Annotated in this window: 29 protein-coding genes; 7 read left to right on the top strand and 22 right to left on the bottom strand. The window is 58.1% G+C overall.

Translation table 11 applies throughout. The features are described from left to right. Positions 1-212 precede the first annotated feature (212 nt). Complete coding sequence (locus HDF10_RS06370) at positions 213-1,139, top strand: LysR family transcriptional regulator (RefSeq protein ID WP_183811737.1); 927 nt, start codon at positions 213-215, stop codon at positions 1,137-1,139. A 34-nt stretch (positions 1,140-1,173) separates the two neighbouring features. Beyond that, positions 1,174-1,809: a hypothetical protein gene (locus HDF10_RS06365; protein ID WP_183811735.1), complete on the top strand. Its 636-nt coding sequence runs from the start codon at positions 1,174-1,176 to the stop codon at positions 1,807-1,809. Positions 1,810-1,843: 34 nt separating this feature from the next. Here the strand turns inward: HDF10_RS06365 and HDF10_RS06360 are convergent, their stop codons facing one another. The 21 genes from HDF10_RS06360 to HDF10_RS06260 all read right to left on the bottom strand — a co-directional run bounded on the left by HDF10_RS06360 (position 1,844) and on the right by HDF10_RS06260 (position 20,748). Continuing rightward, positions 1,844-2,746: a TadA family conjugal transfer-associated ATPase gene (locus tag HDF10_RS06360; protein ID WP_183811733.1), complete on the bottom strand. Its 903-nt coding sequence runs from the start codon at positions 2,744-2,746 to the stop codon at positions 1,844-1,846. Continuing rightward, positions 2,743-4,779: a type IV secretory system conjugative DNA transfer family protein gene (locus HDF10_RS06355; protein WP_183811731.1), complete on the bottom strand. Its 2,037-nt coding sequence runs from the start codon at positions 4,777-4,779 to the stop codon at positions 2,743-2,745. The genes HDF10_RS06360 and HDF10_RS06355 overlap by 4 nt, the downstream gene beginning before the upstream one ends. Positions 4,780-4,794: 15 nt before the next feature. Next, the gene (locus HDF10_RS06350; protein ID WP_183811729.1) at positions 4,795-5,112 is read right to left on the bottom strand and encodes a hypothetical protein; all 318 of its coding nucleotides are present in this window, start codon (positions 5,110-5,112) and stop codon (positions 4,795-4,797) included. Positions 5,113-5,375: 263 nt separating this feature from the next. Next, positions 5,376-6,422, bottom strand: a complete 1,047-nt coding sequence (locus HDF10_RS06345) for a hypothetical protein (RefSeq protein WP_183811727.1) — start codon at positions 6,420-6,422, stop codon at positions 5,376-5,378. After that, the gene (locus HDF10_RS06340; protein WP_183811725.1) at positions 6,419-7,477 is read right to left on the bottom strand and encodes a hypothetical protein; all 1,059 of its coding nucleotides are present in this window, start codon (positions 7,475-7,477) and stop codon (positions 6,419-6,421) included. The genes HDF10_RS06345 and HDF10_RS06340 overlap by 4 nt, the downstream gene beginning before the upstream one ends. After that, complete coding sequence (locus HDF10_RS06335) at positions 7,474-7,767, bottom strand: hypothetical protein (RefSeq protein WP_183811723.1); 294 nt, start codon at positions 7,765-7,767, stop codon at positions 7,474-7,476. The genes HDF10_RS06340 and HDF10_RS06335 overlap by 4 nt, the downstream gene beginning before the upstream one ends. A gap of 2 nt (positions 7,768-7,769) precedes the next feature. Then, on the bottom strand, positions 7,770-8,075 hold the full coding sequence (locus HDF10_RS06330) for a hypothetical protein (protein ID WP_183811721.1): 306 nt from the start codon (positions 8,073-8,075) through the stop codon (positions 7,770-7,772). An 88-nt stretch (positions 8,076-8,163) separates the two neighbouring features. Further along, positions 8,164-8,559, bottom strand: a complete 396-nt coding sequence (locus HDF10_RS06325) for a hypothetical protein (RefSeq protein ID WP_183811719.1) — start codon at positions 8,557-8,559, stop codon at positions 8,164-8,166. 31 nt (positions 8,560-8,590) lie between these two features. After that, positions 8,591-9,004 carry a single-stranded DNA-binding protein gene (locus HDF10_RS06320; protein WP_183811718.1) on the bottom strand — a complete coding sequence of 138 codons (414 nt, stop codon included), beginning with the start codon at positions 9,002-9,004 and terminating at the stop codon, positions 8,591-8,593. Positions 9,005-9,602: 598 nt separating this feature from the next. Then, positions 9,603-11,135, bottom strand: coding sequence for a DNA cytosine methyltransferase (locus tag HDF10_RS06315; RefSeq protein WP_183811717.1), 1,533 nt, complete (start codon positions 11,133-11,135; stop codon positions 9,603-9,605). Then, entirely contained in the window at positions 11,132-11,518 is a 387-nt protein-coding gene (locus tag HDF10_RS06310) for a hypothetical protein (RefSeq protein WP_183811716.1), read from the bottom strand. Before HDF10_RS06310 ends, HDF10_RS06315 begins: the two co-directional genes overlap by 4 nt. Before the next feature lie 6 nt (positions 11,519-11,524). Further along, positions 11,525-12,208, bottom strand: coding sequence for a VirB8/TrbF family protein (locus tag HDF10_RS06305; protein ID WP_183811715.1), 684 nt, complete (start codon positions 12,206-12,208; stop codon positions 11,525-11,527). Between the two features lie 2 nt (positions 12,209-12,210). Continuing rightward, entirely contained in the window at positions 12,211-13,032 is an 822-nt protein-coding gene (locus tag HDF10_RS06300; RefSeq protein WP_183811714.1) for a type IV secretion system protein, read from the bottom strand. Positions 13,033-13,035: 3 nt separating this feature from the next. Then, positions 13,036-13,878, bottom strand: a complete 843-nt coding sequence (locus HDF10_RS06295) for a hypothetical protein (RefSeq protein ID WP_183811713.1) — start codon at positions 13,876-13,878, stop codon at positions 13,036-13,038. 49 nt (positions 13,879-13,927) lie between these two features. Further along, positions 13,928-15,184, bottom strand: a complete 1,257-nt coding sequence (locus HDF10_RS06290; RefSeq protein WP_183811712.1) for a TraB/TrbI/VirB10 family type IV secretion system protein — start codon at positions 15,182-15,184, stop codon at positions 13,928-13,930. A 10-nt stretch (positions 15,185-15,194) separates the two neighbouring features. Continuing rightward, on the bottom strand, positions 15,195-15,947 hold the full coding sequence (locus HDF10_RS06285; protein WP_183811710.1) for a TrbG/VirB9 family P-type conjugative transfer protein: 753 nt from the start codon (positions 15,945-15,947) through the stop codon (positions 15,195-15,197). 8 nt (positions 15,948-15,955) lie between these two features. Next, entirely contained in the window at positions 15,956-18,433 is a 2,478-nt protein-coding gene (locus tag HDF10_RS06280) for a VirB4 family type IV secretion system protein (RefSeq protein WP_183811708.1), read from the bottom strand. After that, a complete protein-coding gene (locus HDF10_RS06275) occupies positions 18,420-18,734 on the bottom strand; it encodes a VirB3 family type IV secretion system protein (protein WP_183811706.1) in 315 nt (104 codons plus the stop codon). The genes HDF10_RS06280 and HDF10_RS06275 overlap by 14 nt, the downstream gene beginning before the upstream one ends. A gap of 24 nt (positions 18,735-18,758) precedes the next feature. Continuing rightward, positions 18,759-19,088 (bottom strand): TrbC/VirB2 family protein, encoded by a 330-nt coding sequence (locus HDF10_RS06270; RefSeq protein ID WP_183811704.1) that lies wholly within the window; start codon positions 19,086-19,088, stop codon positions 18,759-18,761. 344 nt (positions 19,089-19,432) lie between these two features. Next, positions 19,433-20,143, bottom strand: coding sequence for a DNA methyltransferase (locus HDF10_RS06265; protein WP_183811702.1), 711 nt, complete (start codon positions 20,141-20,143; stop codon positions 19,433-19,435). Between the two features lie 413 nt (positions 20,144-20,556). Beyond that, complete coding sequence (locus HDF10_RS06260; RefSeq protein ID WP_183811700.1) at positions 20,557-20,748, bottom strand: type II toxin -antitoxin system TacA 1-like antitoxin; 192 nt, start codon at positions 20,746-20,748, stop codon at positions 20,557-20,559. Positions 20,749-20,852: 104 nt separating this feature from the next. Between HDF10_RS06260 and HDF10_RS06255 the strand changes: the two genes are divergently transcribed. The 5 genes from HDF10_RS06255 to HDF10_RS21355 all read left to right on the top strand — a co-directional run bounded on the left by HDF10_RS06255 (position 20,853) and on the right by HDF10_RS21355 (position 23,180). After that, complete coding sequence (locus HDF10_RS06255; protein WP_183811698.1) at positions 20,853-21,101, top strand: hypothetical protein; 249 nt, start codon at positions 20,853-20,855, stop codon at positions 21,099-21,101. A gap of 172 nt (positions 21,102-21,273) precedes the next feature. Further along, the gene (locus HDF10_RS06250; protein WP_183811696.1) at positions 21,274-21,522 is read left to right on the top strand and encodes a hypothetical protein; all 249 of its coding nucleotides are present in this window, start codon (positions 21,274-21,276) and stop codon (positions 21,520-21,522) included. A 46-nt stretch (positions 21,523-21,568) separates the two neighbouring features. After that, complete coding sequence (locus tag HDF10_RS06245; protein ID WP_183811694.1) at positions 21,569-22,120, top strand: nucleotidyltransferase domain-containing protein; 552 nt, start codon at positions 21,569-21,571, stop codon at positions 22,118-22,120. Further along, a complete protein-coding gene (locus tag HDF10_RS06240; RefSeq protein ID WP_183811692.1) occupies positions 22,117-22,527 on the top strand; it encodes a hypothetical protein in 411 nt (136 codons plus the stop codon). The genes HDF10_RS06245 and HDF10_RS06240 overlap by 4 nt, the downstream gene beginning before the upstream one ends. A 263-nt stretch (positions 22,528-22,790) precedes the next feature. Next, positions 22,791-23,180, top strand: a complete 390-nt coding sequence (locus HDF10_RS21355; RefSeq protein WP_183811690.1) for a very short patch repair endonuclease — start codon at positions 22,791-22,793, stop codon at positions 23,178-23,180. A 460-nt stretch (positions 23,181-23,640) separates the two neighbouring features. On the opposite strand, the gene HDF10_RS06230 is transcribed toward HDF10_RS21355, so the two are convergent. Continuing rightward, positions 23,641-23,895 (bottom strand): hypothetical protein, encoded by a 255-nt coding sequence (locus HDF10_RS06230; protein ID WP_183811689.1) that lies wholly within the window; start codon positions 23,893-23,895, stop codon positions 23,641-23,643. Between the last annotated feature and the right edge of the window lie 252 nt (positions 23,896-24,147).

Raw genomic sequence — 24,147 nt, 5'->3', positions numbered from 1 at the left:
AGCTACACCTAATTTACTAGATTGTTTTGTTTCAAGATCGTCGTTCACAGAGTCACACCATTCATTTTTGGAACGCGATTGTAAAACGGGCGCCAAGTTGGACGGTTTTGACTTTTTGGTTGGAGAAAGGGCCTGTCGGGTGCGGTTCGCCATCTGCATGTTGTGCCCGGCATTAGCAGTTTGTGGTCGCTATGCGTCGGCTCAGGGTAACTATGGACGGTCAGATTGCCGTCCTCGCGGTAGCGGAAAAAGGGTCGTTCGAAGCGGCCGGGAAGTACCTCGGCGTCGGGAAGTCGGCGGTTCGCAAAAGAGTGCGAGGTGTCGAGATCGAATTGGGAACTCCGGTGTTCCGTTCGACAGCAAACGGAATGCTGCCAACGGACGCTGGCAGTCTCTACCTGCCTGTCGCGCGTGAGTCGGTCAGACATGCGTCGCTGGGCGTAGATCGCATCCGCGCATTTCTGCGAGTGCAAACGAAAAACTTGCACATCGGGTACTCCAGCCATCTCAACTGGAAGCTTCTGGCAATTATTTCCCAGTTGCAGTTGCGACTGGATGATCCTCTTCAGATCAGCAGGGAGAGTCTGCTGACCCACCAAGTCATTACTAGCGTTCTGCAAGGCGATCTGAATGTTGGATTCGGCTATTTGCCTCTTCATGAGCCTGACCTCTTCGCACAGCAACTCATGGAAGAACCGCTGATGGTATGCCTGCCCACAGGTCATCCACTCAGCACGAAGCGTGCTATTGACCCTACGGAATTAGACCGCGAACCTCTGATCGCAGTTGGCCGGAAGGCCCTCCCCGGAAGGCACGAAGATATTGTGACTCATTTCGAGAGCCTGGGGGTTGCGCTCAATATCGTAGCCGATGCCTATCTGCCGAGAGAAGCCCTGTGGATGGTTAGTCAGGGCACGGGACTCGCGATTATGACTCGCTCTTCAGCCGACTCAATGCGCTCGGGCCTCGTGGTCAGGCCATTGGCGGATCGGCTTCTCACGCTAAAGAGCGGCGTGTTCATTCGACGCGAACATGATCGCAGTGACAACACGATCAGGCAATTCGTCGACCGCATATGGACTGAAACCGCTTCTCTGCGGATGAGCAATCACCGCTCTGATCGAAGGCTTCATCAATAGCTACCTCAAAACAATCACGTCAGGAGGATCGCGCATGCATAATCGTTTCCGTCTCGTCTCAATCGTCGGTTTACTCGTTCTCACTGCTTGCAACGATGCAAAAAAACCGATTGATACAAATTTCACGCAGGCCATCAACGAACACCTGATGAAGCATGGACAAGTATGTACAGTGATGGATCGCCAGTTTCCAATCGATGTTCCGCGCTCGGAGCAAGATGAACAATTGGGGATCGGTCGAAAGCTGGAGGCGTTGAAGCAGGCGACTCTGGTACAGGCGACCGATACAACATCGGTCGTTCACGGAATGCTCGATTCGCTGCGAGGTTCAACTCCGCCCCAACTGGTGAGGCGGTACCAGCTAACAGCGGAGGGCCAGAAATATTTTCGGCAGATTCCCGGCACACTTGGGCAGCCCAGAGGATTCTGCTACGGGCAGAAGACCGTCGATACCATCGTTAAGTGGACAGAGCCGGCGGCGCTGGGATCGATCTCTCAGACTGAAGTCACCTACACCTATAAGATCGCGAACCCCGCAGCATGGGCGGAACGCCCGGATGTGCAGCGGGCATTCCCGGACATCCGAGAGAATCTCAACGGCGGATCGAAGACGACCGAGCAGGTCGGATTGCAGCAAACCAGCAGAGGCTGGGAAGCACCGGGACAATAGTCCTCCGATATGGAGCTGCTTGGTGAACGGTCATTCATGCATATGTGCGAATTTCTGTGACGTGGCGCCATCCGTCCTCATTCATAACATGCACGATCACGTCGATGCACCTTACGCACTCCTCTTCAACGTCACGCAAAGGGGCGCTCCATCCTGAACCACGCGTGGCAAGCTGGGCCAGCCGCCGCAATGCATCCTGAGCACTGTTGGCATGAATGGTCGTCAGCGATCCACGATGGCCCGTATTCAAGGTATCGAGGAAGACGCGCGCCTCCGCACCGCGAATCTCACCTACAACGATCCTGTCCGGCCTGTGGCGAAGCGCAGCCTTGAGCAGGTCGCCGAAACCGATCTGACTCCTGTGCGTATCGAGCTGGATCTCGGCGGATATAACGTGCGGCTTCCTGATATTGAGTTCGGCGACATCTTCAAGGATGAGGATTCTGTCTTTATCGGGGATGAACGCGGACAGTACGTTTGCCAGGGTTGTTTTACCGGAGCCGGTTCCGCCGGAGATCAGGATGTTGTCGCCACGCCGGACGTGGTCTGCTAAAGTCTCGCCCTCTGAGTCGGTCAGCATCTCACGCTCGATCAGGTCATCAATATTGAAGTTCCGCGAGGTGAACTTGCGGATGGTCATCATCGGACTTGAGTTGACGACTGGCGGGATGAGCGCTGCCATTCGGCTTCCGTCCGGAAGACGCAAATTCATGATCGGAGAGTCCGCATCAAGCTTCTTGCCGAAGCGGTTGGCGATCACTTCGAGGCCAGTCAGCAGCGCACCATCCTCGAAATGGATACCGGGCTGCAACTCGATGTGACCTTGCTCTTCGATCCAAACCGAGCCATCGGGATTGACCATGATCTCAGAGATGCCGATATTTAGCAGCAGATGCTCGATCGGCTTCAGGAACGGGATAATTACATCGAAGCTCAAGACGGTATCCTCTCTGGATCGAAGGCGATCCTCTCCTGGTCGAACCAGGACATGGTGATGGGCAGGAAATCGGGCTTGAGATAGCAATACGTCGGCGGCAATGGGCTGATGCCATCGAAGGCGACGACGACAGACTGTGCATTCTTGAGATCGAAGAAGACCTTCTCTTCGAACAGAGGCTCCATATGCTTCTGGTACTGCTTGGAAGCGGAGACAGAGCCTTTGCTGGATGAAGTACGGCCACTGAGCCATCCGACGTTAGCGTTGGTGGAGGACTCGGAGACGCTGTAGCTGATGCGGGTGCGGTCCGCCTTCCCACACAATTCCGACGCATATCGGGCAGTCTCGGGATCGGTGGTTGTCAGGAAGACCTTGTTGCGGAGGGCCTGCAGGAGTGTCTTGACTCCCTCGTTGGACAGCGCGTCCTTCAGACTGGAGATGCTCTGGGTGGCAACGATGGGAATGCACTTGGGCTGCCGGGAGAGCGACAGGAAGCGTTCATCGCCGGTTGGATTATCGCCGCCAACAGTAGCGAAGTTCTGATATTCATCGCAGATGAAGACGGTGGGGCGATAGTGTCTCTCAGGGTGGGCGTCCATCCTGGGAATGCGCAACTGTACAGCACGCTGGTAGTCGATCTTCATCATGGTGCCGATGGTCTTCGCCAACGCCGGGTTCAGCGCCACGGGAAAGTTCAACCCCACGACCGCGCCCGATTCGATCAACTCGTCGAAGGGTGCCAAGACGCGGCCCGTGGGATCCGTAGAGCACGGCTTGCCGTCGTACAACTCTTTCGGTGGGCAGAAGACACGGCGCACATCGGGATCGGTCTCGAAGAGCGAGAGAAAGACGGCGATGCCCTGGATAATGGAAGTCTTGACCTCGGAGCGGAAGAACTTCCAGTGCTCCCAATACCAATACTGGATGCTGTCGAAGCGATCCCGCTGCTCCGGTGGGTAAGGCTTGCGAGTGAAGACATCGAAGGCTGCGCAGGTCTCCTGTGTGAGCAGTTTCTCAAGCGCTTCGGTCCATGCGATCAGATAAACATTCGCATCTTTATTCCACTCGAAACCAAGCGGAGACAGGAGACCTTCATGGTCCCGGTACGCCTCCTTGGTCATTCCGATGTAGCTGGCGGCACTGAAACGCGACCCAACCTCTGTCAGCAGATCTTCGAGCTTGCCCGCGCTGATGACGGTGCGGAATAGATCGACCATAGTGAGGTATCCATCGCGGATGCGATGAAGCAGGATCACGTACCGGACCAGGTCCGTGTAGGACTGCTGCCAGAACGGTTCCTTGCCTTTGCCCCAGATCGACGTGATGATGGAGGCGATGTTAAACGCCTGGGCATAGGCATCGAGCGAGTTGTTGAGTGGGTTGTAGCGAATGTCGCCGTTGAGTGAGACCTCAACGTAATCGTGCTCCCGTCCGCACCATCTAAGGATGCCCTGAAGCTGTCGGCAGAGATCGCCTTTGACTTCCAGAACGATGCCCGAGAGCCTGCGCTCTGGGTCGTCGGCACGATAAGCGAACAACTGGCGCATCGCCGGCAAAATCAGCCCATAGGTTTTGCCCGAACCGATAGAGCCGAACGATGCAATGCCGGTGTAGAGGCCGCGCTCTGGAATCGAGAGCCACTGCGGAGCGGAGCTGGGCTTCGGGACGAGCTGGCGGTGGACTTCGCCTACGATCAGAGACAGACCGGCTCGTGTGCGTGGGTTGGGATACGCAGGCAGAGAACCGGCTGGCGTCTCCGATTCGTCTCGATAGAGGTGGACGTACAGCAGCGAGAAAATCATGGAGCAGGCTATGAACAGGGTCGAATACAGAAACAGGTCGTAACTCCACGCCACTGCGTGAAAGAGGAGAGGCCGCTCGAATTCGATTAGGCGCAGGATTGGATTTGCGGTGTTGAGAGGAAACATACTGTTGAGGAGGATGCCACCGGCTACGCTAATGCCTAGTGAGAGCACGATGCGGTTCTCGACCAGTGGCCGGATGACCTTCTGAAGCTGAACTCTGAAGCCCATGTTGTCGATTCCTCTCTATGCGTGAGCAGTGGCGTTTGTTGCAGTTGCATCCGGTTTAGCAGCAGATTCGGACACCGGCTTGGTTGGTGTGGGTCTTGGTTTCGTAGCATGGGCATCCCGCGCAGCGGTCGCGGCAGCGCTGGCCTTGTATTTCTGGAAGTCTTCTTCCTGAGTCAGCGCGAAGCGCAGCAGCTCGTTGACGACATGATTGGTTTCGTTATTTGACCATTGCGCCAGTAGCTCGATGTCCTCGGCTACAGTCTGGTCGATGGAAGATTGCAATTTCGCGCGCCGAATCTTGCTTACGCCATGTTCTAGTTTCAGCTTGCTCATGGATGTCTCCTGTCAATGAAGTGCGTATCCTTCCCGGATGCGATATGGATCAACCACTGATGCTGAACTGATCCGCTTCATGTTCTGCGCAGATCAATCCGGTATCTGCGCCAGATCTGTTCTGGATACTTGGTGCCTCGGGGCGGAAGCGACCAGCGCGGTATAGCCGACGCGGGAAGTGCGGAGCACTGGGGTCGCTCCCGCCCCCAGCACATATCTCTCCCTGACCCCATCTACTTGCATAACTCGTTGTATTCGAATCACTAAGTCTCCTGTGGTTGTGCCCGCTCGCGTGTCCGCTGGGGTGTCCCGTGCCCCTGCTGAGACGGAGCGCTCTGTCGCAAGCTGTAGACCGGATAGCTGTACGGAAGCACGACGGTCGTGAAGGTGGCACGCAGAGATTTGTTTAGGAATCTCTGCCGGATTCTGTCGGCACCGGTGCTTTGGTTGTTCCATGCCGCTTGAAGAGCACGGTGTTCCAGTGTGGTGTAGCGGTGCTCTCCCTCGCGCAGGACTTCAAGATCGCGGGCGCTGCTGACGCTACCCTTCGCTTCATAGCGATGGCTGGCGGCAAGGTATTCGATGAAGTGCTCCACACCCATCGGGGTCAATTGCGTCACTCCACGCAGCCGGTCTGGGGGGACAAAGCGGTTGAAGGTGGCACTGGCGCGTGCAGAGCTGCTCTCGGTGTCGGCCAGGTAGATCAGCTCGAACTCGCCGAGCGCCGCAAACAGGGGCTGGTACTGTTTGAGGTAACGCTCGAAGCGAGTGGCCGTGACCTGGCCCTCGTCGAAGAAAGTGAAGCGCGGGATGCCGGTGTTGGAGACGAGGATGGGAAACCCATCTGAGAAATACATCAACCGCCCGGCGTAGCTTCGGGGCAGCGACTCGTTCGGCACGCCGCACTGCGTGGTGAAGAAATCGACCTTACTGACCTCGTCTTCGAGAAGGTTGGCACCAAGATTCGCAAGGATGAAGTCGAGCACCATGAGCCGGGACTTGACATGCGCGTCGCCCTTGATGCGCCGGTTCTGAGAGTCGCGGCGGCCCAGCGCCTCGTAAACCGGCTTCGAGATCAGGTGATAAATGTGCCGACCACGGCCACACTCGATGACGCGGATGTGATGAAGGCGGCTGGCCTTTTCGAGAAAGCGCGTGGGGAGTGCTCCTCGCTCCCGCTTCACGAACTGGCAGAACTGCCTGCTCAGAAAGTAGCCGGAGTGAATGGCGACGAGGTATAGGAACGAGGCTTCGCGCTCCAGATACCCAACGGATTCAAGCGATGCGATCGGGTCATAGTCCAGTGTCATAGGTCGAGAATGTTCTCCATCAGGTGTTGGTCTTCATGGATCTTCGCGGTCAGGGACGAGCGGTCGGAGGCCGAGGCATAGTTGCGGAAGCCGGCCTGCGCTTTGGAGCGCAGGTGACCGGCGTGATAGGCGGCAGTCAGGACTTCAATGTCCTGGTGCCCAGTGCGTGAGCCTTGATCCGGGCTTAGTGCCTGATCCGTCCCGTGTGGCAGGTCATAGTCGATGCGGGCATCGGGAATCTGAATCTTGCCATCGACGAACGGCAGCTCGAACCGTTCGGCGACCTGCTGTTTGATCTCTGCGATATCTCGCTTAGGATCGGCTTTACGCTCGGCATAGATGGCCTTCTGCACGCCGGACTTTATCTCGAAGTCGAGGCGCACGCGGAGGTTGCTGCCTCCTTTGCTCTCGATCCGCTGCGCTTCTTTTCGATACGCGCGATAAATCTGCGAATCGTGTTCGACCTCACGGGGCTTGACCAATCCCGCGTAGACCCTCTGGTCTTTGGGCAGCTCGCCCTGCCTCAGGAGCAGGCTGCGACCGTCTTTGGTGAGCGTGACGACCTCGACGCGCTCAATCGTGCGCCGTCGCCCATCGCGGCGCAAATTGACATGCTGGGCTTCGATCAGGCCTTTGTCGCGGAGATATTTAAGATCATTCTCCAGAGGACGGGTCTTTCCGTTGTAAAGCGTCTCGCGGAGATCCACTGTGCGGATGACGCGAAAGCGCCCTACCTCGCGCAGGAGGTTCTTCTCTTCCGGTCGCAGTTCAAGTCCGAACACGTTGCTGGCGGTCCGGGCCGGACGGCGCGGCTCCGCCGAAGCGACAGGGAGGCGGCGTTCGCGGGACACATCCTGCGTGGGTTCAGGACGCCTGCGCTCAACGGGCGGATGAGTCCAGCGATGATCCGCGGCACGCTCCTTCAGAGATTTCAGGCGATGGAGGATCGGATTGTCCGGCAGCTTCCGCGCAGGCGTCCGCGCATCCGAAGGGCCAGGAGCCGTATTCTCTCCCTGGCGGCGGCGCGGCTGTTCCTGCGGAATGTCCAGCCTCATGCGCCCTCCCCATCATCGCCGCGCTCCGAAGGAGCGGGCGCAAATTGAATAGAGGTCTGTACAGTCGATGGCTTGGAAGAAGTCTTTTTCGATTGCTCCACGCTGGGAGAAGGCGGGACGGTTTCGACAGAAATCGGCGACGCCTGCGGCTTTTGGCCGACGACACGACGCACGTCGTAGTCGGCCACAACAGTGAAGCGGTTCATCTCTTTCTCGGCGGCTTCGCGCATGGCTCGGACCTTGGCCACAAGGTCCGGCGTGCGGTCGAGATATTCGTCTTCGCTCTGCATCGTCAGCGCTCCTCCTCATCACCGAACTGCGCAAGGATTTCGCCAGAGAGTTCGCTCTGTCCCGTATGTATCTCTTGATCGAGGTGCCTGAGCTTGCGGCCGGTGTCGCGTAGAAAGAACTTGCGCTCGATCCAGACGGTAAGGCCGAGGATGTTGGCGAAGAGCAGAGCGGCGTAGAGCGCGATGCTCTGGAGGTAGCGGTGCAGGATGAGGCTGCGCCACGGCACAAGGAAGTGCAGCTCGTGCATCGACCAGAAGCCGAGCGCGAGGAAGATCAGCGTGGCGACGAAGACGGCGTTGGCGATCATCGGTATCCTTTCCGCCGCGATCTTTGCGCGGCACGATCAAAAGAAAGCGGAGAGGTTTCCGCCTCTCCGCGAAAGAGGGCGGACGGCGTTAGCCGTCCTCACCCGTATCGACGACTATCAACGGGCGCTCCAGCTTACGAACTTGAAGCGCGCGTATTTCACAGACATATCGCTTGGCAGAAAAGCGTTCCCCTGCCACTACGACTGGCCGTTCGTAGTCGTGGACGTAAAGTTCGCCTTCGACCTCGACATAGTCGCCCCGCCTCATGCCGCGGGTGAAGCCGCAGAACCAGGGGCCAGGGCAGACGATGCGGTTAGACGTGGTGCGTGGCGTCCACTCGTTGGTGGCGATGTCCCACGTGCCGGACATTGTTGCCAGGTACAGGATTGCGTAAGCGTCGTCAGTAATTCCATCCGAAGCAGGCACCTCGGCATCGCTGACGAGGAAGCCGCGCAACTTGAGGGTGTTCTCAAAGATATTCATGGCGAAACCTCCCGAGGGAGGACAACGCGGCCTAAGCCGCGTCGTCCTCCGTGATCGGCTCGGCATCGGGATTCTCTCCGCGCGAGCTCTCGGGCTGCGCCAGCTTCTTGACGATGCTGGCGCGCACCTCCCAACCCCGGCGCTTGACCGTGGTCTTCTTCTTGCCCTCACCGACCTGGACGTCGTACTCGGTGCTGCGCAGCTCGCCTTCGATCTCGACGTAGTCGCCCTTCTTCAGGTTCTTCGCGTAGTCGGCGGGTTTGCCGAAGGCGACGATGCGGTGCCATTCGGTGTGGTTCACCCACTCGTTCTTCTGCTTGTCCTTGTAGCCGGACTTGGTGGCCAGCGACAGGACCGTGAAGGTCTTCTGCTGCTTGGTGGCGAAGTTCTCGGCGTCCTTGCCCAGGAACCCCTTCAGCTTGATGTTGTTTTCGTAGAGTGCCATGTCATTTCTCCTGTTTGTATTTGCCCGGATTGGGCTCGGGACACTCCTGCGCGAAGCGACGCGAGGTGCCCCGCTCCCAAGGCCGAGATGTGCTTTCTGCGGAGGCTCCGAAGAAAAATCTCGCCCGCACTTTGGGCCGCAGCCGCGCGCATCTTGCGCGGGATATTTTTGTTTGGAAACCCAGACCCGTAGGGCGGCGTAGCCGAAGCAGAACATCGAAGTGCCGCAGGGCGCGGGGTAAGCACCGAAGCGAGTGACCGAGGGTGAGCAGGGAAAATACGGGAGAGATGGTGCTCTACGGAAACACTTGTCTGAAGGTTGCATGGCGCGTCGGACGCCATCGCCACCAAGCAGCAGAAGACCCTTTGTGTTCGCCGGCCACCAAGTCCGGCTACAAGAGCAGTGAGTGGGTGAACCGTATCGGGTGGCACTGTAGTGCCCCCGGCATCCTGGCGTGCGAAGAACCTGGAGAAGGGTGATACAGCAGTAGGCGAAGTGTGCGGCTCCTCATCCAGGGCGGCGAGGGCAAGAAGAAGACTCGCTTCGATCCGTGGTTGGGAGGTGTGCGCCAGTATCGTCGGGATGTGCGCTCGTTGGCTCATCGGACACTCCCGGTGCCCTGCCCATCGCGGAGGATGGCATCGACTGCTGCAATACGCTGCCCGAGCCAGCGTATTGCAGGAACCGCCATCGAGTTGCCGAGCGCTTTGTAGCGGGGTCCGTCCGCTGCCAGCTTGCCGCGGTACTCGACCAGCGTGTAATCGTCCGGGAATCCTTGCAGCCGCTCACACTCGCGTGGCTTCAGCCGTCTCACCGCCATCTGCGGGGTCATCACACCATCGGCCCGGCCACCTTCGCCACCGCGTTGCATCGTCCCGACAATGTCTGTCGACGCACTGAGTTCTCCCGTCCATGCGACCGCTACATTCGCGGCGTTGCGACCCGTCGCATTGGCACTTGTCCCAAGCGATTGCATCACCTCGCCGCTTAGGACATCGCCGGATTGGTTCTGCGCGAATGCGATAGCCACCTGGCCGCCGCCATTGGCGTGACTCGCGTTGTGACTCATTCCACGCAGTGTCGGAGCAAGGTCACTGGCATCGGCACCGCAGTCTTTCACGGAGAAGGCGACAGCTTGGGTGGTGCCACGTTCGAGGGTGTGCACGATACCATCCGAAAAGGCGCTGCCGTTCGACTGTGTGTGTGCCGTGCAGATGGCAATCGGAATCATCGGGACACCGCGTCCCGTGCCGTCCTCGCTGGCATCGAAGCCTTCGGCGAAGAGAGCGTGCGCGATCAGTGTCTCGCTCTCATAGTCTTGCCTGCCCATTCCACCGGCGTTAAGACAGTGCGAGATATTCTCTCTGCTCGGAATCAGGCCGCCGTCGATATCGAAGTACGATCCTGGGCCGCCACCGCCATGAGCGCGTGCGCTAAGGGTAGGGGCAATATCTTTCCCCGCTTCCCGGCGCGGCGGAGGATACCCCGACAGGCCATGCCGCTCAAGTAGTACCGCCGCGGCAGCTCGCCAGTTTCCAGCACAGCCGACAACGAAGACACGACGCCGTCGCTGGGGTACTCCGAAATGCTGAGCGTCCAAAACTCGGTAGGCGATCCCATACCCGAGTTCGACCAGCATCCCGAGGAAGGCTCCAAACGTCCGTCCATCGTCGATCGACAGGACGCCGGGGACGTTCTCCCACACCACCCATAGGGGCCTGAGTCGGCTAGCAAGTCGAGCAAACTCGATGGTGAGGTTGCCACGCGGGTCATCCAGTCCCGCTCGCTTACCGGCGATGGAGAAAGACTGGCAAGGTGTTCCTCCGGCCAGAAGGTCGATTGTTCCAACATCGTCTGCTCCTATGCGCGTGAAGTCGCCAGCGTTGATGACATCGCCATCTGCAGGCAGAGCAACGACGTTGCGAATGTCTGCCGCGCACTGCTTCGCCTCTTTGCGCGTTGGCGCATTATGCGGACTTGGCATATGAACGGGCCGGGATGCACGATAGCGCGAGCGCAGCAGCCAGCAACAGAAAGGGTCGATCTCGGCGAACATCGCGGGCTGCCAGCCTAGTGGCTGCCACGCGACCGAGACCGCCTCGATGCCTGAGCAGACAGAGAGATATCTCACGCGACACTCCGTGGCCGCGGCCCTGGCTTACGCCGGCAAAGCACATCAAGCGAAGCGAGGATGTGCGCTGTTGTCGTGTTGCGGCCATAGAGCACCCTGTCCGCGTAGCGGACGGGTGCGAGGTCGCCGGCACGATCCACCAGCAGCAACGGCATCTGCGAAGCGCATGCCAGAATGCGATGAATCAGGCGCCCGGCAAGATCACCCTGCTGTGCGTGGATGAGCACGCCGCAGGCGGCGAGACCGCGCTCGCTCACTCTTATCGCAGCATCGCCGTCATGAACAGCGGTGACGTCATAGGAATGCACTCGCAGCACAAACGCTATGGCGGACAGCAGCTCGCGGTCGGGACAGTAGAGCACGATGGGCTTCTTCGGTTGCATATTTTCCTAGCTCCCGAAAGCCTGGTCTTCGTGGACGTAGCTGATGACGACACCGAGGGGATTGGTGAGCAGCATCGCGTTCGGCACCTCATCGCGGAAGCCGAAGACCACATTCGCGGTCCAGCGTTCGCGGCTCTGCTCCTGCTGGTCGCCAAGAGAATAGGCGACCTTCTCGAACTCAATGTGGGCGCGGTACGGGGCCTGCCGCGTGTCGTCGAGCACCACAGCTTTGATCTCTATATCAATATTCGGGGCACTCGGATCGAGGAGGAAAGCCTGAAGGGTTTTGGCTTTCGTCACGCGCGCCAGCGTCGCGCCCTGCAGTTCGTTCGAAAAGAAGTGCAGGGATTCGGCAAAGTCCCGTTGCAGCGTGGCGTGATTGCGGCCGTAGTAGAGCTGCGCCCAACGCGCAAGATAGTATTTGCTGACGCGCTCGACAGGAACCTTCGAGAAGTCGGCATAGCTCACAACCTGTCCGCGCCCCATATCCGAGACCGAGATGACGAGCGGCTTCAGCCGCAAGGCAGCGGTCTGTGCGCGATAGAGGAGCGCGAGCAAGGCAAGCGCGACGACCGAGAGCACGAGGATCGAGATCTTGAGATAGGTATTGGTGACGACCGGCTCCGCGTACAACTCCAGGAACTTGTGACCGGCATCGGTGATTGGGCGTTGTGCCTCTGTTTTCGGCATAGTTAGTTCCCCATCGGGTTGACCCAGGTGCCGGTGCGCCCGCTGAGGATGGCACTGGTAAGCTCCGGGATTTTGACCAGACCGTAGATGCAGACGAAGAGCGTGATGAGCAGCGCAGGCAGGATCGTGAAGGCATTGGTGATGCTGATGTTGCCGATGGCGTGAAACATCGACGTGAGGACCTTCGAGAAGACGAAGATGAAGGCCGATGCAATGACCTGATAGAAGCTGAAGCCGATAAATGCCTTCAACCATCCCCAGAAGAGCCAGTCCATCTTGGGCACGATGAACCACGGAATGAAGATCGGTCCGATCAGCACACAGACAGCGGAGGCAACGTAGCCATAGGCAATCACGGCGAAGGCGACGGCCTCCATCGCTGCAAGGATGACTGCGATGAGAAGATAGGTAAGGTCTTCGAGGACGTTGAAGCTGCCGGGAGGTGCGCCGAGCTGCTGCTCCTCGCTGGTGACGGCATCGACGATCACTTGCGTCTGGTCGGACTCGATCTGCCCGGAGATGCTCAGAGCCTCCTTGGTGATGAGGTCGCTAAAGCTGTAGCCAGTGCCGGGGATCGGCGTCGAGTAGTAGGTCAGCATGCCAAGGCCGAACGAGATCATCAGGATCAGGTCGGCAAACTTGGCGAAGTGGAAGCCGCCATGTCCCTGCGAAGCGGACAGGGCGGCCTTGATGCCGAACCAGACAATCAGGATCGTCGCCAGGCCACGGAAGATGTCAAGTCCCGCGGCCTGAAGCGCGGCGCTGTGCGACGAGAGCAATTGCGAGATCGCTTGGCCTAAAAAGGTGAAGGGGTTCTGTTGCATGGCTCAGTGTCCTGTCGTCGAGAGGGAGATGGAGCGGATTGAATCGCTGACGCCACTGTTGACCGTCTGCATCGTCGTCGGGAAGTTTTGTTGGAAGTAAATCACGTTATTGAGAGCGCGGTTCTGCGCGTCGATCTGCTGCTTTTGGGCGAGAAGCTGCTGTTGGATCGAAGCGGTGAGAAGTTGATTTGTGTCCTGCTGGGAGTGAATCTGGAGCAGCGTGGCTGAGTTGATCTTGCCGAGCAAAGCGTTCGTGGTCTGCTGGTTGGGATCGGTGGAGAAGGTGTCGGACTCGAGATTGGCGAGCTTCGAGGCGAACGACTGGGAGTCGGATCGGATCGTGCCGAGCGTCGCAAGAGTGTTCGTCGTCGCGGTCTGCGCCAGCTCCGAGGTCGCGTACTGATTGGCGACCGTCGCCTGGGTGCGGGAATCGAGAGACGAATAGCCTCCTGCCGGGTAGCTCTGCGCCTGCACATAGGCACTGTTGTAGCCCTGCCGAGCACTGGTGAGCGCGCCGTAGTTCAGAGCGTTTACCAAGGCGGCAGTGTTACCGTAGGTGTCCGTCGTGGCCTGCAAGCTGGACCATTGCGACCAATCGGCCCGATACCGCGCGGCCAAATTCTGCGGCAACTGCGCCATCTGGAAAGCGAGGTTGTACATGGTGACGACCTGGTTGCGGGTGGCGACTGCCGTCGTGTAGAGCTGCGAGGCCTGCGTGATCTGCTGGATGGCATGCGCGCTCTGTGTCGGATCGAAGACGATGCCGGAGCCGAACTGCGCGTGCGCCAGGGGCGCGAGCGCAGCGGTTACGGCGAGTGAAAGGACGTGCAGCTTAGTCGACTTCATGGTCAAACCTCCGTGCAGCTGTAGGTGGGTAGAAAGGGCAGACGAGGCGTTACATCACTGCTGGCATATCGTGGTTCTCGTATGCGGGCAGGAGCATGTCCTGGGTGATGTAAACCTTGATCCGATGACCCTCGCGGATCGTGATTGTGGGCGGGATGTTGATGTAGCGGTCGAGCACGTTCGTGCTTGACTGCGACAGACTGGAGGCAACGCCGGACTTGTACGCCTCTGAGCCGGACTGATAGAGACCTTGGTTAGAGTTGGAGGACTGGGCAGCTCCGGCGATGACGCCGAGGGCAATCGACGCACCGAAGATCTCGACATAGTGGTTGTTCACGGTGTCCTTTAGGCCGGTGGACCCCGCCTGATCGAGACCGTGGAACTGGTCGAGATCGACGGAGTAACCATCCGGCATCAGCAGGCGGTGGAAGGTGACGGCGAGACGCTTCTGGCCGAGGCCAGCGACCTTCTGCATATCGCCGAGGATGAACGCGCCCTCGGGGATCAGCATGTGCTGACGATCCTGGCTGTAGACCGGATTGGTGACCATGACCTTGACCGGTCCCGTAAACTCGCCGTCGAGCCGGTTGACCAAAACCGTGTCGATGGTGGTCCCCTCGAAGACCGCAAAGGGTTGGCCATGCGCGGAGTTCAGGTTCACCTCCGGCGCACGTTTGCTGGCTGTGGGGGCGATGGCAACCTGCGCAGCAGGAGCCTGCGGCAAGCTCGAAGAGCGAGCCGAAGCGTCCACGCTGGTGCCCGATGCTTCCGCCAATGGGCGCGAAGCGCCATCGTTGGCGGAGACTAAGTTCGACGCAAAGCGGGCTTTGAAGGCCAGTGCCCGTTCCGCGTCCGCAACCGGATCGCGAGGTGGCTCGGCACTTGCGACCGGCGCAGCCGGCGGCAACTGCGAAGCAGGAGGCGCAACGCCTGCTGGCGCGGGATTGGTGTTAGTCGCCATGCCTGCTTGTAACGTCTCAGCACCCGTCCTCTGAGCCTGCTGCTGGCTTTGGCGCTGGTCCGCGCTCAGGTCCTGCTCCAATTCCTGAATCTTCCGCTGGTTCAGGTCCGTGGACATAGAGACGGGAGCAGGCACGACATCCTTCGCGACAGGCCGGGCATGGTTCTTCGAGAACATGACGGCCATCAGGATGAGCACGGCTAGTCCAGCAATGACGTAGCTCTGCGCCTGTTTGGGGACGACGCCTTCGGGCTGGGCGCGCTTGTCGCGGAGACCGGAGGCGTTCTCAGGAGGCAGTGACACCGGTTGCTGTTCTGTTGGTGAAATTTGCTTTTCGTCTGGCATCGCGCCTCTCCTATCGAGCCTTCCGCTGAAAGTCGAGCTTGTGCTTCCCGATTTCGAGGTAGCCGTGGTCGACGACCGTGGGAAGGACGTAAGTGCCGTCCTTCAACTGGAACGTGATGAGGTCGGGCTTGCCATCCTTCAGCTCGTAAACGGAAAACTTCTCAGGGGCCGACGACTTGATGTAGGTGAACTTGTCATCGTGGTAGATCGCTGAAACGTCGAAGGGCTTATCGCCGTGGTAGGCATAATCGAACTTCAGCGCGGCCGTAGGATAGTCGGCACGGAATTGCTCGACCGCAGCAGCAGCGTGGGTTTGTGCGACCTGCGCCTGGGCGCGCGCGGCTTCTACCTCGGTGCCCGAAACGATCTTGTTTACGCCGTCGGCGGCGGCCAGCGAGGAAGGGTCGGACGGCTGAATCACGACCTTCAGGTCGGGATCGCCGGACTCGACATCGTCAAGCGTGAACGAGTACACCGTGCCCTTGTCGGTGATGAGGTTCAGGTTGGAATGAATGCCTTCCTTTGCGGGGTGCAGGAAGCAGTAATTGCCAACCGTGTCGATGATCCAGAAGTCCTTATCGCCGGTAGCGACCTCCATGATCTTTTCGGTTGTCGGAAGCTCGATCAGCGTGGTGTAGCGCATCTTTGCGCGAACATTCACGATGTCGTTGGCGTGGTACTTCACGAGACGGGCGGTCTGCTGGCCGTGGGCCACGGTCGTGGCCAAGCCTAGTAAGAGCGGGACGATGGGTGATGGGCGCATGATTCTCCTTATGTGTTAAGTGGGTTGGGATAGTCTTCAGCCAGGCGCAGCAATCCCTGCTCCGGGCCGAAGCGGGTGAAGTAATCCTGTTTGCGAATGTTGTCGCGCGCATTATTGGTCGCCATCCAGTAACCGAGTGCATCGACTTTGAGCACCAGCTTCTTGGTGCCGCGCGGCTGGATCAGCAGTAGCTCGCGCTTCGGCACCAACGACTCCAGCAGCTCAAGCTGGGTGTCGTTCAACTGGAAGGTATCTGCGTACAGCTTGCGATCGATATTCGGATTCGACAGAAAGATCTTGGTCGGGCAGGACTCGTTGATGATGTGCAGCATGTCGGAGGTGGCAAGTTCAACGACTGACTGCGTGGCCAGGATCATGGCGGCGTTCTTTTTCCGCCACGTCTTCTCGGCGCGAATGATCCAGTCGCGGATGATCTTGTTCTTAAGAAAGATCCATCCTTCATCGATCAGAAAGATCTTGAAGGTTCCGATGATCTCCGGTCTCTCGATCTCCGCGGACGCCCGTTGTAGGACGTAAAACAGCAGTGGTTCCAGAATGTCGGGATACTCCGACCAGCCATCGAAATTGAAGGTTTGGAAGCGGGAGAACGTCAGCGTGTCGTCAACGTTGTCGAAGAGGTATCCAAACTGCCCGGCCCCCTGTGATCCGCACCGGGTCCATCGGTGCAGCCGTTCGCCCAGCGGCCCGAGAATGGACGCGAAGTTGGTGAGCGTCCTGATCTCACGGGGCAGCTTGTAGATGCGCTCCAGCGCAACGTAGAGCGCTTTCTCATCGGCGGTGCTCAGCTCGTAACGGCCGCCGGACTCTATGAGTACCCGGAGAAACAGGTAGAGAAAGTTCAGGCTCTCATGCGTGGGTTCGAGCGAAAACGGATTGATGCTGAAGCCCGGACTCTTGAGGCCGACGTTCAGATACGTCCCGTTGAAGGCGCGGGTGAGTGCCTCGTAGCTGCCTCCGAGGTCGAACACGAAGGTCAGCGGCTCGTACTTCTGCGCGGACTGAAGAATCGTCGAAGCCGCAAAGCTCTTCCCGGCACCCGTTGCCCCGAGCATCAGCGTGTGCGCCACATCGCCCGCGTGCAGGTTTAGGAAATACGGCGTCCCGTGCGTCGATTCGAGAACTGCGAGGTACTCGCGTTCGAGATGCGGGTTCGAGCGGGAGCCGGTATCGACCGTAAAGAGAAACGACAGGTCGGCATAGTTGGAGTTAAGCGCCCACTGCTTGCGAAGGTTGAACTGCTTGTTGCCTGGAACCGTCGCGAAGAACGCATTGAGCAGGTTGTAATGCTCCTCATACAGCAGTCCATCATGCTGGGTGAAGAGCTTTTGGAACTCGGCGACAGCGTGCTCAACCTTTACTCGGTCCTCGTCATAGATCACGACAGAGAGAGTGAACTCACCGAAGCTCTTACCCTCCAGGCCCATCGCGGTGAGCGCGTTCCCCAGCTCCGCGACGGCGGCGGCTTTCGAGTCATCGACCAGATTGTCCTGCTTCGCGGTGTTCTGCCGGTCCTGAAGGTTCGAGATGAAGCTGGTCTTCGAATTGTGGTGGTGCCGGCGGCGCGAGGCGATCTCTTTGCGCACCTTCGCGTTATCGACGGGATGCCATTCGGTGACGACGTGGAAGTTCGCTGGTATGTCGAGCAGGCCACTGAGGATCAATGGCCGGGTCTCGCCGGGAAGCTCTTTCAACGTGAGGACGCGGACATAATCGTCGTCCATCCGCAGGTAGCCGCGATGAGCTTCCAGCTCCGAGCCGCAGACCTGCCAGTCGAGATGACGTGCACCGCACAGCGGAGCGTCATTGATCTTGGAGGGGCGGAAGTTGACGAGACGCCGGACAAGCCGGAAGGTCTTCTCCGCCCCTAGCAGCTCGACCGTAGTGAGGTCGCTGAGCTGCCCACTCAAACTCTGTACTTTCTGCTGCAATCTCAGCCGGTCGCGCTCGATCTGTCCATAAAGCAGCGCGCGTTCCTTATTTCCGGAGAGGAGGGCGTGCAGGTCGCGCAGCGACGAGCGCGGGTGCTTTGGCAACTGCGCGAGCGCGTGCAGCAGGCCGGTCTTCTGGTAGCTGCCGTCGATCATGACGACCCAGTAAATATCGATGCTGTAAAGACGGTCTGCCTTCGATTGCAGGAATCTGCTGCGCTGCTCCGCAGCGGCGCGAACAAGCGGGTTTTCATACTCAGCGTGTGGAATCGCTGGCCGGTTGCGTTTGAAAAGAATTTGATAGAGACGGGACTTATCATCGAGCGAGCGGAAGGCCGCTTCGAGACGCTTGACCGCATAGTCCCGACCGGCCCGGTCCAGGCTTTCGTAGTCGATACCGCCGATGTGCAGAGCCGCACCGAGGTCGCCTGACTTCGTCAGGAAGCAGTGCTCGTCCCAGAAGCCGTACAGGTTCACCTGCGCGGCGAACGATCCCGCTTCCTTCCAATCCTTCTTGATGTGGTCAACTCTGAGCATTGCGGTTCCTGATCGTGATTGCGGTCGGTTCCCACTTCATGGGGTCGTATCGGCGGCGAAACTTACCGGAGTTGAAGAGCACGCGCAGAATCTCGACATCATGCTTCGTCGCAATGCGGGCGACGATGACGCCCACGACAAACAAGCCGATTCCGCCGAGCAAGGAATGGAGCAGGGAGAAGATCGCACCCCCGGAGATCAGAGCGACGAAGAACAGCCGTCGCTCCGCTCCGAGGACAGTCAGCGGACGGTTCATGGCTTTGAATACCGGACTCATCCTCCCGTCCGCTGGCTTGGACATGGATCACCTCCTCTCTTCCGTTGTTCAGGGAAAGAGCCAAGCCATGAAGTTGACTGCGCCGATGGCCATACCAACACCGAAGACGATTCCGGCGAGGGCCTTCTTGGACTGGCCTTCGCCATAGGCGAACATCAATCCTCCGACGACGATTGCGACCAGCGACAGCCCGGTCGCAATCGTGCCGGTGAACGCGGTTTTAAGAACGTTGACTGCGTTGTCCCACGGGTCGCCACCGGTTGCTTGGGCGTAAACGGGTAGAGACGCAAAGAACATCAGCGAAGGAATGCCCAGCATTCGGAAATGCTTGCGCATCCACGGGAAGCGAGGACGTTTGAGGGGAAGAGGGTTTTGCATAGACTCCTTTCATTTGCGCTTCGGCGAGGGGCACTCCCCGTTGCAATGTCTGGAGCGAAGGTATGGCGGATGGGGGCTGCTTTCGGCGGAAAGATTTTCCACGCGGTGTCCAAAAAGGACACCCTGAAAATATCGCAATGAATCGCTGGGATGGGGTGAAACTAACGTCTAATAGATCAGGAAGAATCTGGCTAGAAGCACTCGCTTTCCCGCGCAGACTGCGCGGATATGCTCATTCCCACGATGATCAGCAAGGCTCCCCGGGCGCGCCGCGGGTCAAGGCTGAGACAATCACAACTCAGGGCGATGCCTCGCCTTGAGGCGCGACGGGCACGCGGGTACACTCACCGCAAGGTGGGAATGAGTACAGGAGAGGACCGCTTTGCGATCCTCTCATTCACTCTGTCCAATCTCTGCGAGGCCGCCTCATGGAACTCAGCATCGAGTTCAATGCCAAGGTACCTGCGACCCGCTAGCAGCGCTGCCGCACAGGTCGAGCCGCTCCCAGTGAAGGGATCGAGCACTAGTTCGCCGGACAACGTGAAACTACGAACCAATGGAGCCAGCGCCGCTACCGGTTTCTGTGTCGGATGCAGCCTGTTGCCGCTGTATGGCATATCGATCACGTCAGCCAGTGGCTGCTTCGGTAGTGGCGGTCTGCCCTTCGCCAGCAGATATGCCTGCTCGTGGCGATAGCTCAGGAACCTGCTCTTCGAGCTATAGGTCTTGCGAAACACCAGGTGTCCGACAGGCTTAAAACCTGCAGCCTTCCATGCGTCGAAGAACATATCGATCTTCGTCCATCCGTAGAACATGATGGCTACGCGGTCCTGCTTCAGCACCCGATATGCTTCCCGCATCGCGGGCTTGAGCCAGTCGGCGTTCGCATCGTTCTGAATGGTGCGTCCATCACGGTCGCGGTAGTTCACCAGGTACGGCGGATCGGTGAGGATGAAATCGACGCTCTGTGCAGGCATCTCGCGCATTACCTGGATGCAATTTCCGTGCGTGATGGTGTTGGTGAGCTGATGCTGAATGGAAGTTTGCGCTTGCATATTGTGATCTCCTTTGTGGCCCCGGAGTGTTCTCTCAGGACACGCTCCCGCAAGGGCGCGAGAGAAGGCTGCTCCCAGTGGCGGGAAGATGCTTTTTCGGGGGAGACCTTTAGGGGGAGCCGAAACCCGCAGGCGCGCATGGGCAAGCTCACAAAGTTTATTCTGAGAGTGAAGTCAGCCCATGCGAAGCAGAATCTTCGCGACGCTGGGCGCAGCCTGTCTTTCTCTCGCGGTGCCTGAGAGAACACGGAGGACAGAGGGGATCGTTACTAAGCAAGTACAGAAACAGCCACACAGCTCCAGCCGGATGCGGTAGTGCATTTGCCCGCACAGCATCGGCAATTGGCTTGGTTCAACACTGCATAATGGTAGCATTACGAGATCGGAAGCTCGGTGTCCGTTTCTGAAGGCGCTCACTTGCCGGCAATGATCCTTTGCGCTCGATCGAGCGCGGCGAGAGCAACAAAACTGCTGAGGCTGCGGCGTTCCAGCTTTGCCGCCTTCTCCAGCAGTCGACGTTCTTCCTGGGTGTAGTAGGAAAACACTTTCGCTCCGAGCGAGGTCTTGCCGGTGCGCCGGGAAGGAATGTGTTCCTCTTTGGCCACCAGGCCTTATGGTACTACTTCACTCCATAGCGGAGGTATTATGCACACGTTGTTCTGTACGGGTTGACTGGTCAGGGGAGGAATCTCGAAAGGAGTGGAGTGTTATGGCCAAAGGGACACGTCAGAGCGAACTGCGGGACGAGGACAGAGCTTTGCGGAAAGCTCTACTATTTGAAGTATCGGGTCATATGCGCGCCGATCAAGGGAAGGAAGGTCGGACACTGCGCATTGCGGCCCTTTCTCTGGAAGAGGTTATCTGCTACATGCGGACAGGTCATTCGGATTTCGAGATCGCAGAAGTAAAGGTTGTCGGCCAAATCGAGGTCTTGTCCACTTCGGAACACCTGGGATGAGCTTCTAAAGCGCCCTTGAAGACGCGAACACGGTGTCCATTTTGGACACCGTGTGGAATTTTTTTCCGCGATAAGCCGTCCGTCTGCGCCCTACTCTTGTCCTGAGACAGAACGATCGTGTCTCCGAGAGTTTATGCGACCGGATACCCGTGACCGTATGTTCAGGAAGGCGATGGGTTCATACACCTCCGGGTCGGAATACTCCCTGCCGGACCCAGCGCTGGAGAAGCACTACTCCGTGATCGAAGTCGCTAAACTATGGAGTGTCAGCGAGAATACGATCCGCAGGATGTTCACCGGCGAACCAGGAGTGGTCGAATGGGGCAGCGAGGAGAGCCGGTTCAAACGCGCCTATAAGACGATGAGAATACCCGAGAGCGTACTCCAGCGCGTGCATCGTCGACACGCTAGAGCAGGGTAGGAATCGTAGTATTTTTATACTACAGTCATGGTAATATTGTACTGCGATGATTGCTCTCCGGTCCAAATTGCGCAGAGCTCTATTAACCCACTATCTGGTGAATCGGGCCGCTTCTCATTACGTTCGCGAACTCGCCGCGCTCCTGCACGTTGATCCCACGAACCTCTCCCGTGAACTGAGTCGTCTCGAAGAGGAAGGCCTGTTCCGATCCGAGCTTCGAGGAAACCAGAAGTATTACAGCCTTAACAAGAAATACCCGCTCCTGAAAGAAGTTTTCACGATCCTGCAACGAACAATTGGTGTCGTTCCAGCGGTCTCCGAAGCATTGAGAAAAATTCCGGGAATACAGGCCGCCTACCTCTATGGTTCCTTCGCCAAGGGGGAAGAAGACACTGCCAGTGATATCGACGTTTTGATCGTTGGTAAGCCTGAGGCGGGCGAGCTTGCGAGCGCGGCAGGCCGTCTTGAGAAGCTCCTGAATCGAGAAGTAAACTACACCGTGATTGTTGATCAGGAGTTGAAACGTAAGCTGGCCGGTCACGATCCATTCCTCAGCGATATTTGGAACGGAAAACGAGTTGAATTGATCGCGGCATGAAGACAACGAAACCCCAACCCGTCAACCGCAAACAGGTCGAACAGTTCCTTGCCAGCACACAGAACAAGTCAGTCGCCGCCAGGAAGAATCTGGCGATTGATGCGGAAGCCGCCTATCAGATTGCATATGAGGCGATGCTTAAGGGTTCGCTGGCCTTGATGTTGAGTCACGGAAGTCGAGCCAGAGTCCAGCTTGGACACCACCGCGTAATCATCGAGTTCTCCCAACAACATCTCGATCCGGCGCTGGCTCCGACCTTTGCGCTGTTCGACCGTATGCGCCGTAAGCGGAATGACGCTTTTTACGACATTGCGCTTATCACTGCAACGGAAGCAGAGGAAGCAGTTGTTACAGCGGAAAACTATCTCGCGCTTGTTGCAAACGATATCGCTGGGCGTCTTAAGTGAGACGTGATTTGTGTCTGCACTGCTCTTGACAGTGAGCAGCGCATCAAATACCTGATGAGGACGCATCAGATGGACTGTTCAGTGCGACTCCCAAAACATTGCAACTGTGGATCGACAGACTTAAAGCGAGAAGAGTAAGGATTTCCTAGAGAAGGTCACAGCGTTTCGGAAGGACACGGCGGTACACGGGCGCTTCGGGCTCCCCTGCCCCGGTGTGGTCAGCTAATCGAGAATGGCAACTGAAGTCTAGGGTTGACTTGCTAATGGCTCAAACAACAGAAGCCCGCAGCCGCATTATGCGCGCAATCAGGAGCCGGGATACAAGGCCTGAGCTATTGGTAAGAAGCCTCGCCCATCAGTTGGGTTTCAGGTTCAGGGTGTGCCGTAAGGATCTTCAGGGGAGTCCTGACATCGTCTTCACTAGGCTCCGAAGGGTCATCTTCGTGCATGGATGCTTTTGGCACGGCCATGATTGCGGGCAGGGCGTGCGCATCCCCTCACAAAATAGCACCTATTGGAACGACAAGATAGTGCGAAACGCGAAACGAGACGAAACGGCCCAAGCAGCGTTGGCGGCACTTGGATGGGAAGTGGCCGTCTTCTGGGAATGCAACCTAAAAGACGAAAAAGGCAGTCGTTACACGGCTTCGTGAATTCCTTGGCAAACCGGCTGAGAAGCAGCCCCGCAAAGGCTCTCCGCGAAAGGCAACGCAAATCTCGGAAGACAACCGACAGGTTCGTAAGACAACTGTTGGCACAAAAGCGACTACCCTTAGAACGGTAGCCCCGATCACGTCCGGATACGTCGCCTAGCAGGATACAATTTTGAGGAAAATGATTGATTCTCAAGGCCCACCCAGGCATCGTTGCTTGCCTAGGATCGCTTTGGGCGCGGGCGCCGCCGAGGAGGACATCTGGACGCAACGAGCGTTACATCGTCGATGTTCCCTTGGTCGTTTGACCTTGCCGCTGAATAGATGAACGCGCGGAGCGAAGTCATATCGTTCGATGCAATTACGAACATCTCCATAGGCGGCGATGCCACTCACTTTGTTCTGTGACCGCGTACATCGCTGGCATCAAGATTTGCTGGGAAGCCTGCGGTCTCGAAAACTAAGCTCGCAAGAACGGGGGAGCTTCGTTGATTTCAGAATCGATAATGGCAATCGCTGGTGCATCATCAGCGGGAACGGCAACTTCTCCAATCTCAAAGGCAGTCGTCTCAAGTAAATATTCCACTTCTTCATCGATATTGGGAGGACTGTCCACCATGCGAACCGTCGGCAAAGTGAGCAACCACTGAAAAGTCACACCAATACCGGCGACACGAAGCGGTGTGAACGAAGTTCCGATATAGCGGACAGCCATATCGCTAGCATGTTTACGATCGCGGCCAGCATCTGGTCGTTTGCGTCGCCCTGAACTCCGCATTTCCAGTCCTGAGGCAAGGCGCGAAACCCTCACGCAAAACCGCTCGCTAGCCCGAAAGAGGATGCTTAAAGAGCGTGTTTGGCGGGGGATAGAAGCGCGTCTATCAGGGAGGCACTCTACGACCGAAAGTTTCCAGACCGGGAACAACGGCGTGTACTTATCTAGCATCTCAGTCTAAAGATCAATCCC

Origin of the sequence: Tunturiibacter empetritectus, assembly GCF_014201375.1 — a bacterium.
Classification (GTDB): Bacteria; Acidobacteriota; Terriglobia; order Terriglobales; family Acidobacteriaceae; genus Edaphobacter; species Edaphobacter lichenicola_D.
Note: the sequence above shows the minus strand (reverse complement) of the source record. Positions and strands in the feature narration are given on the sequence as shown.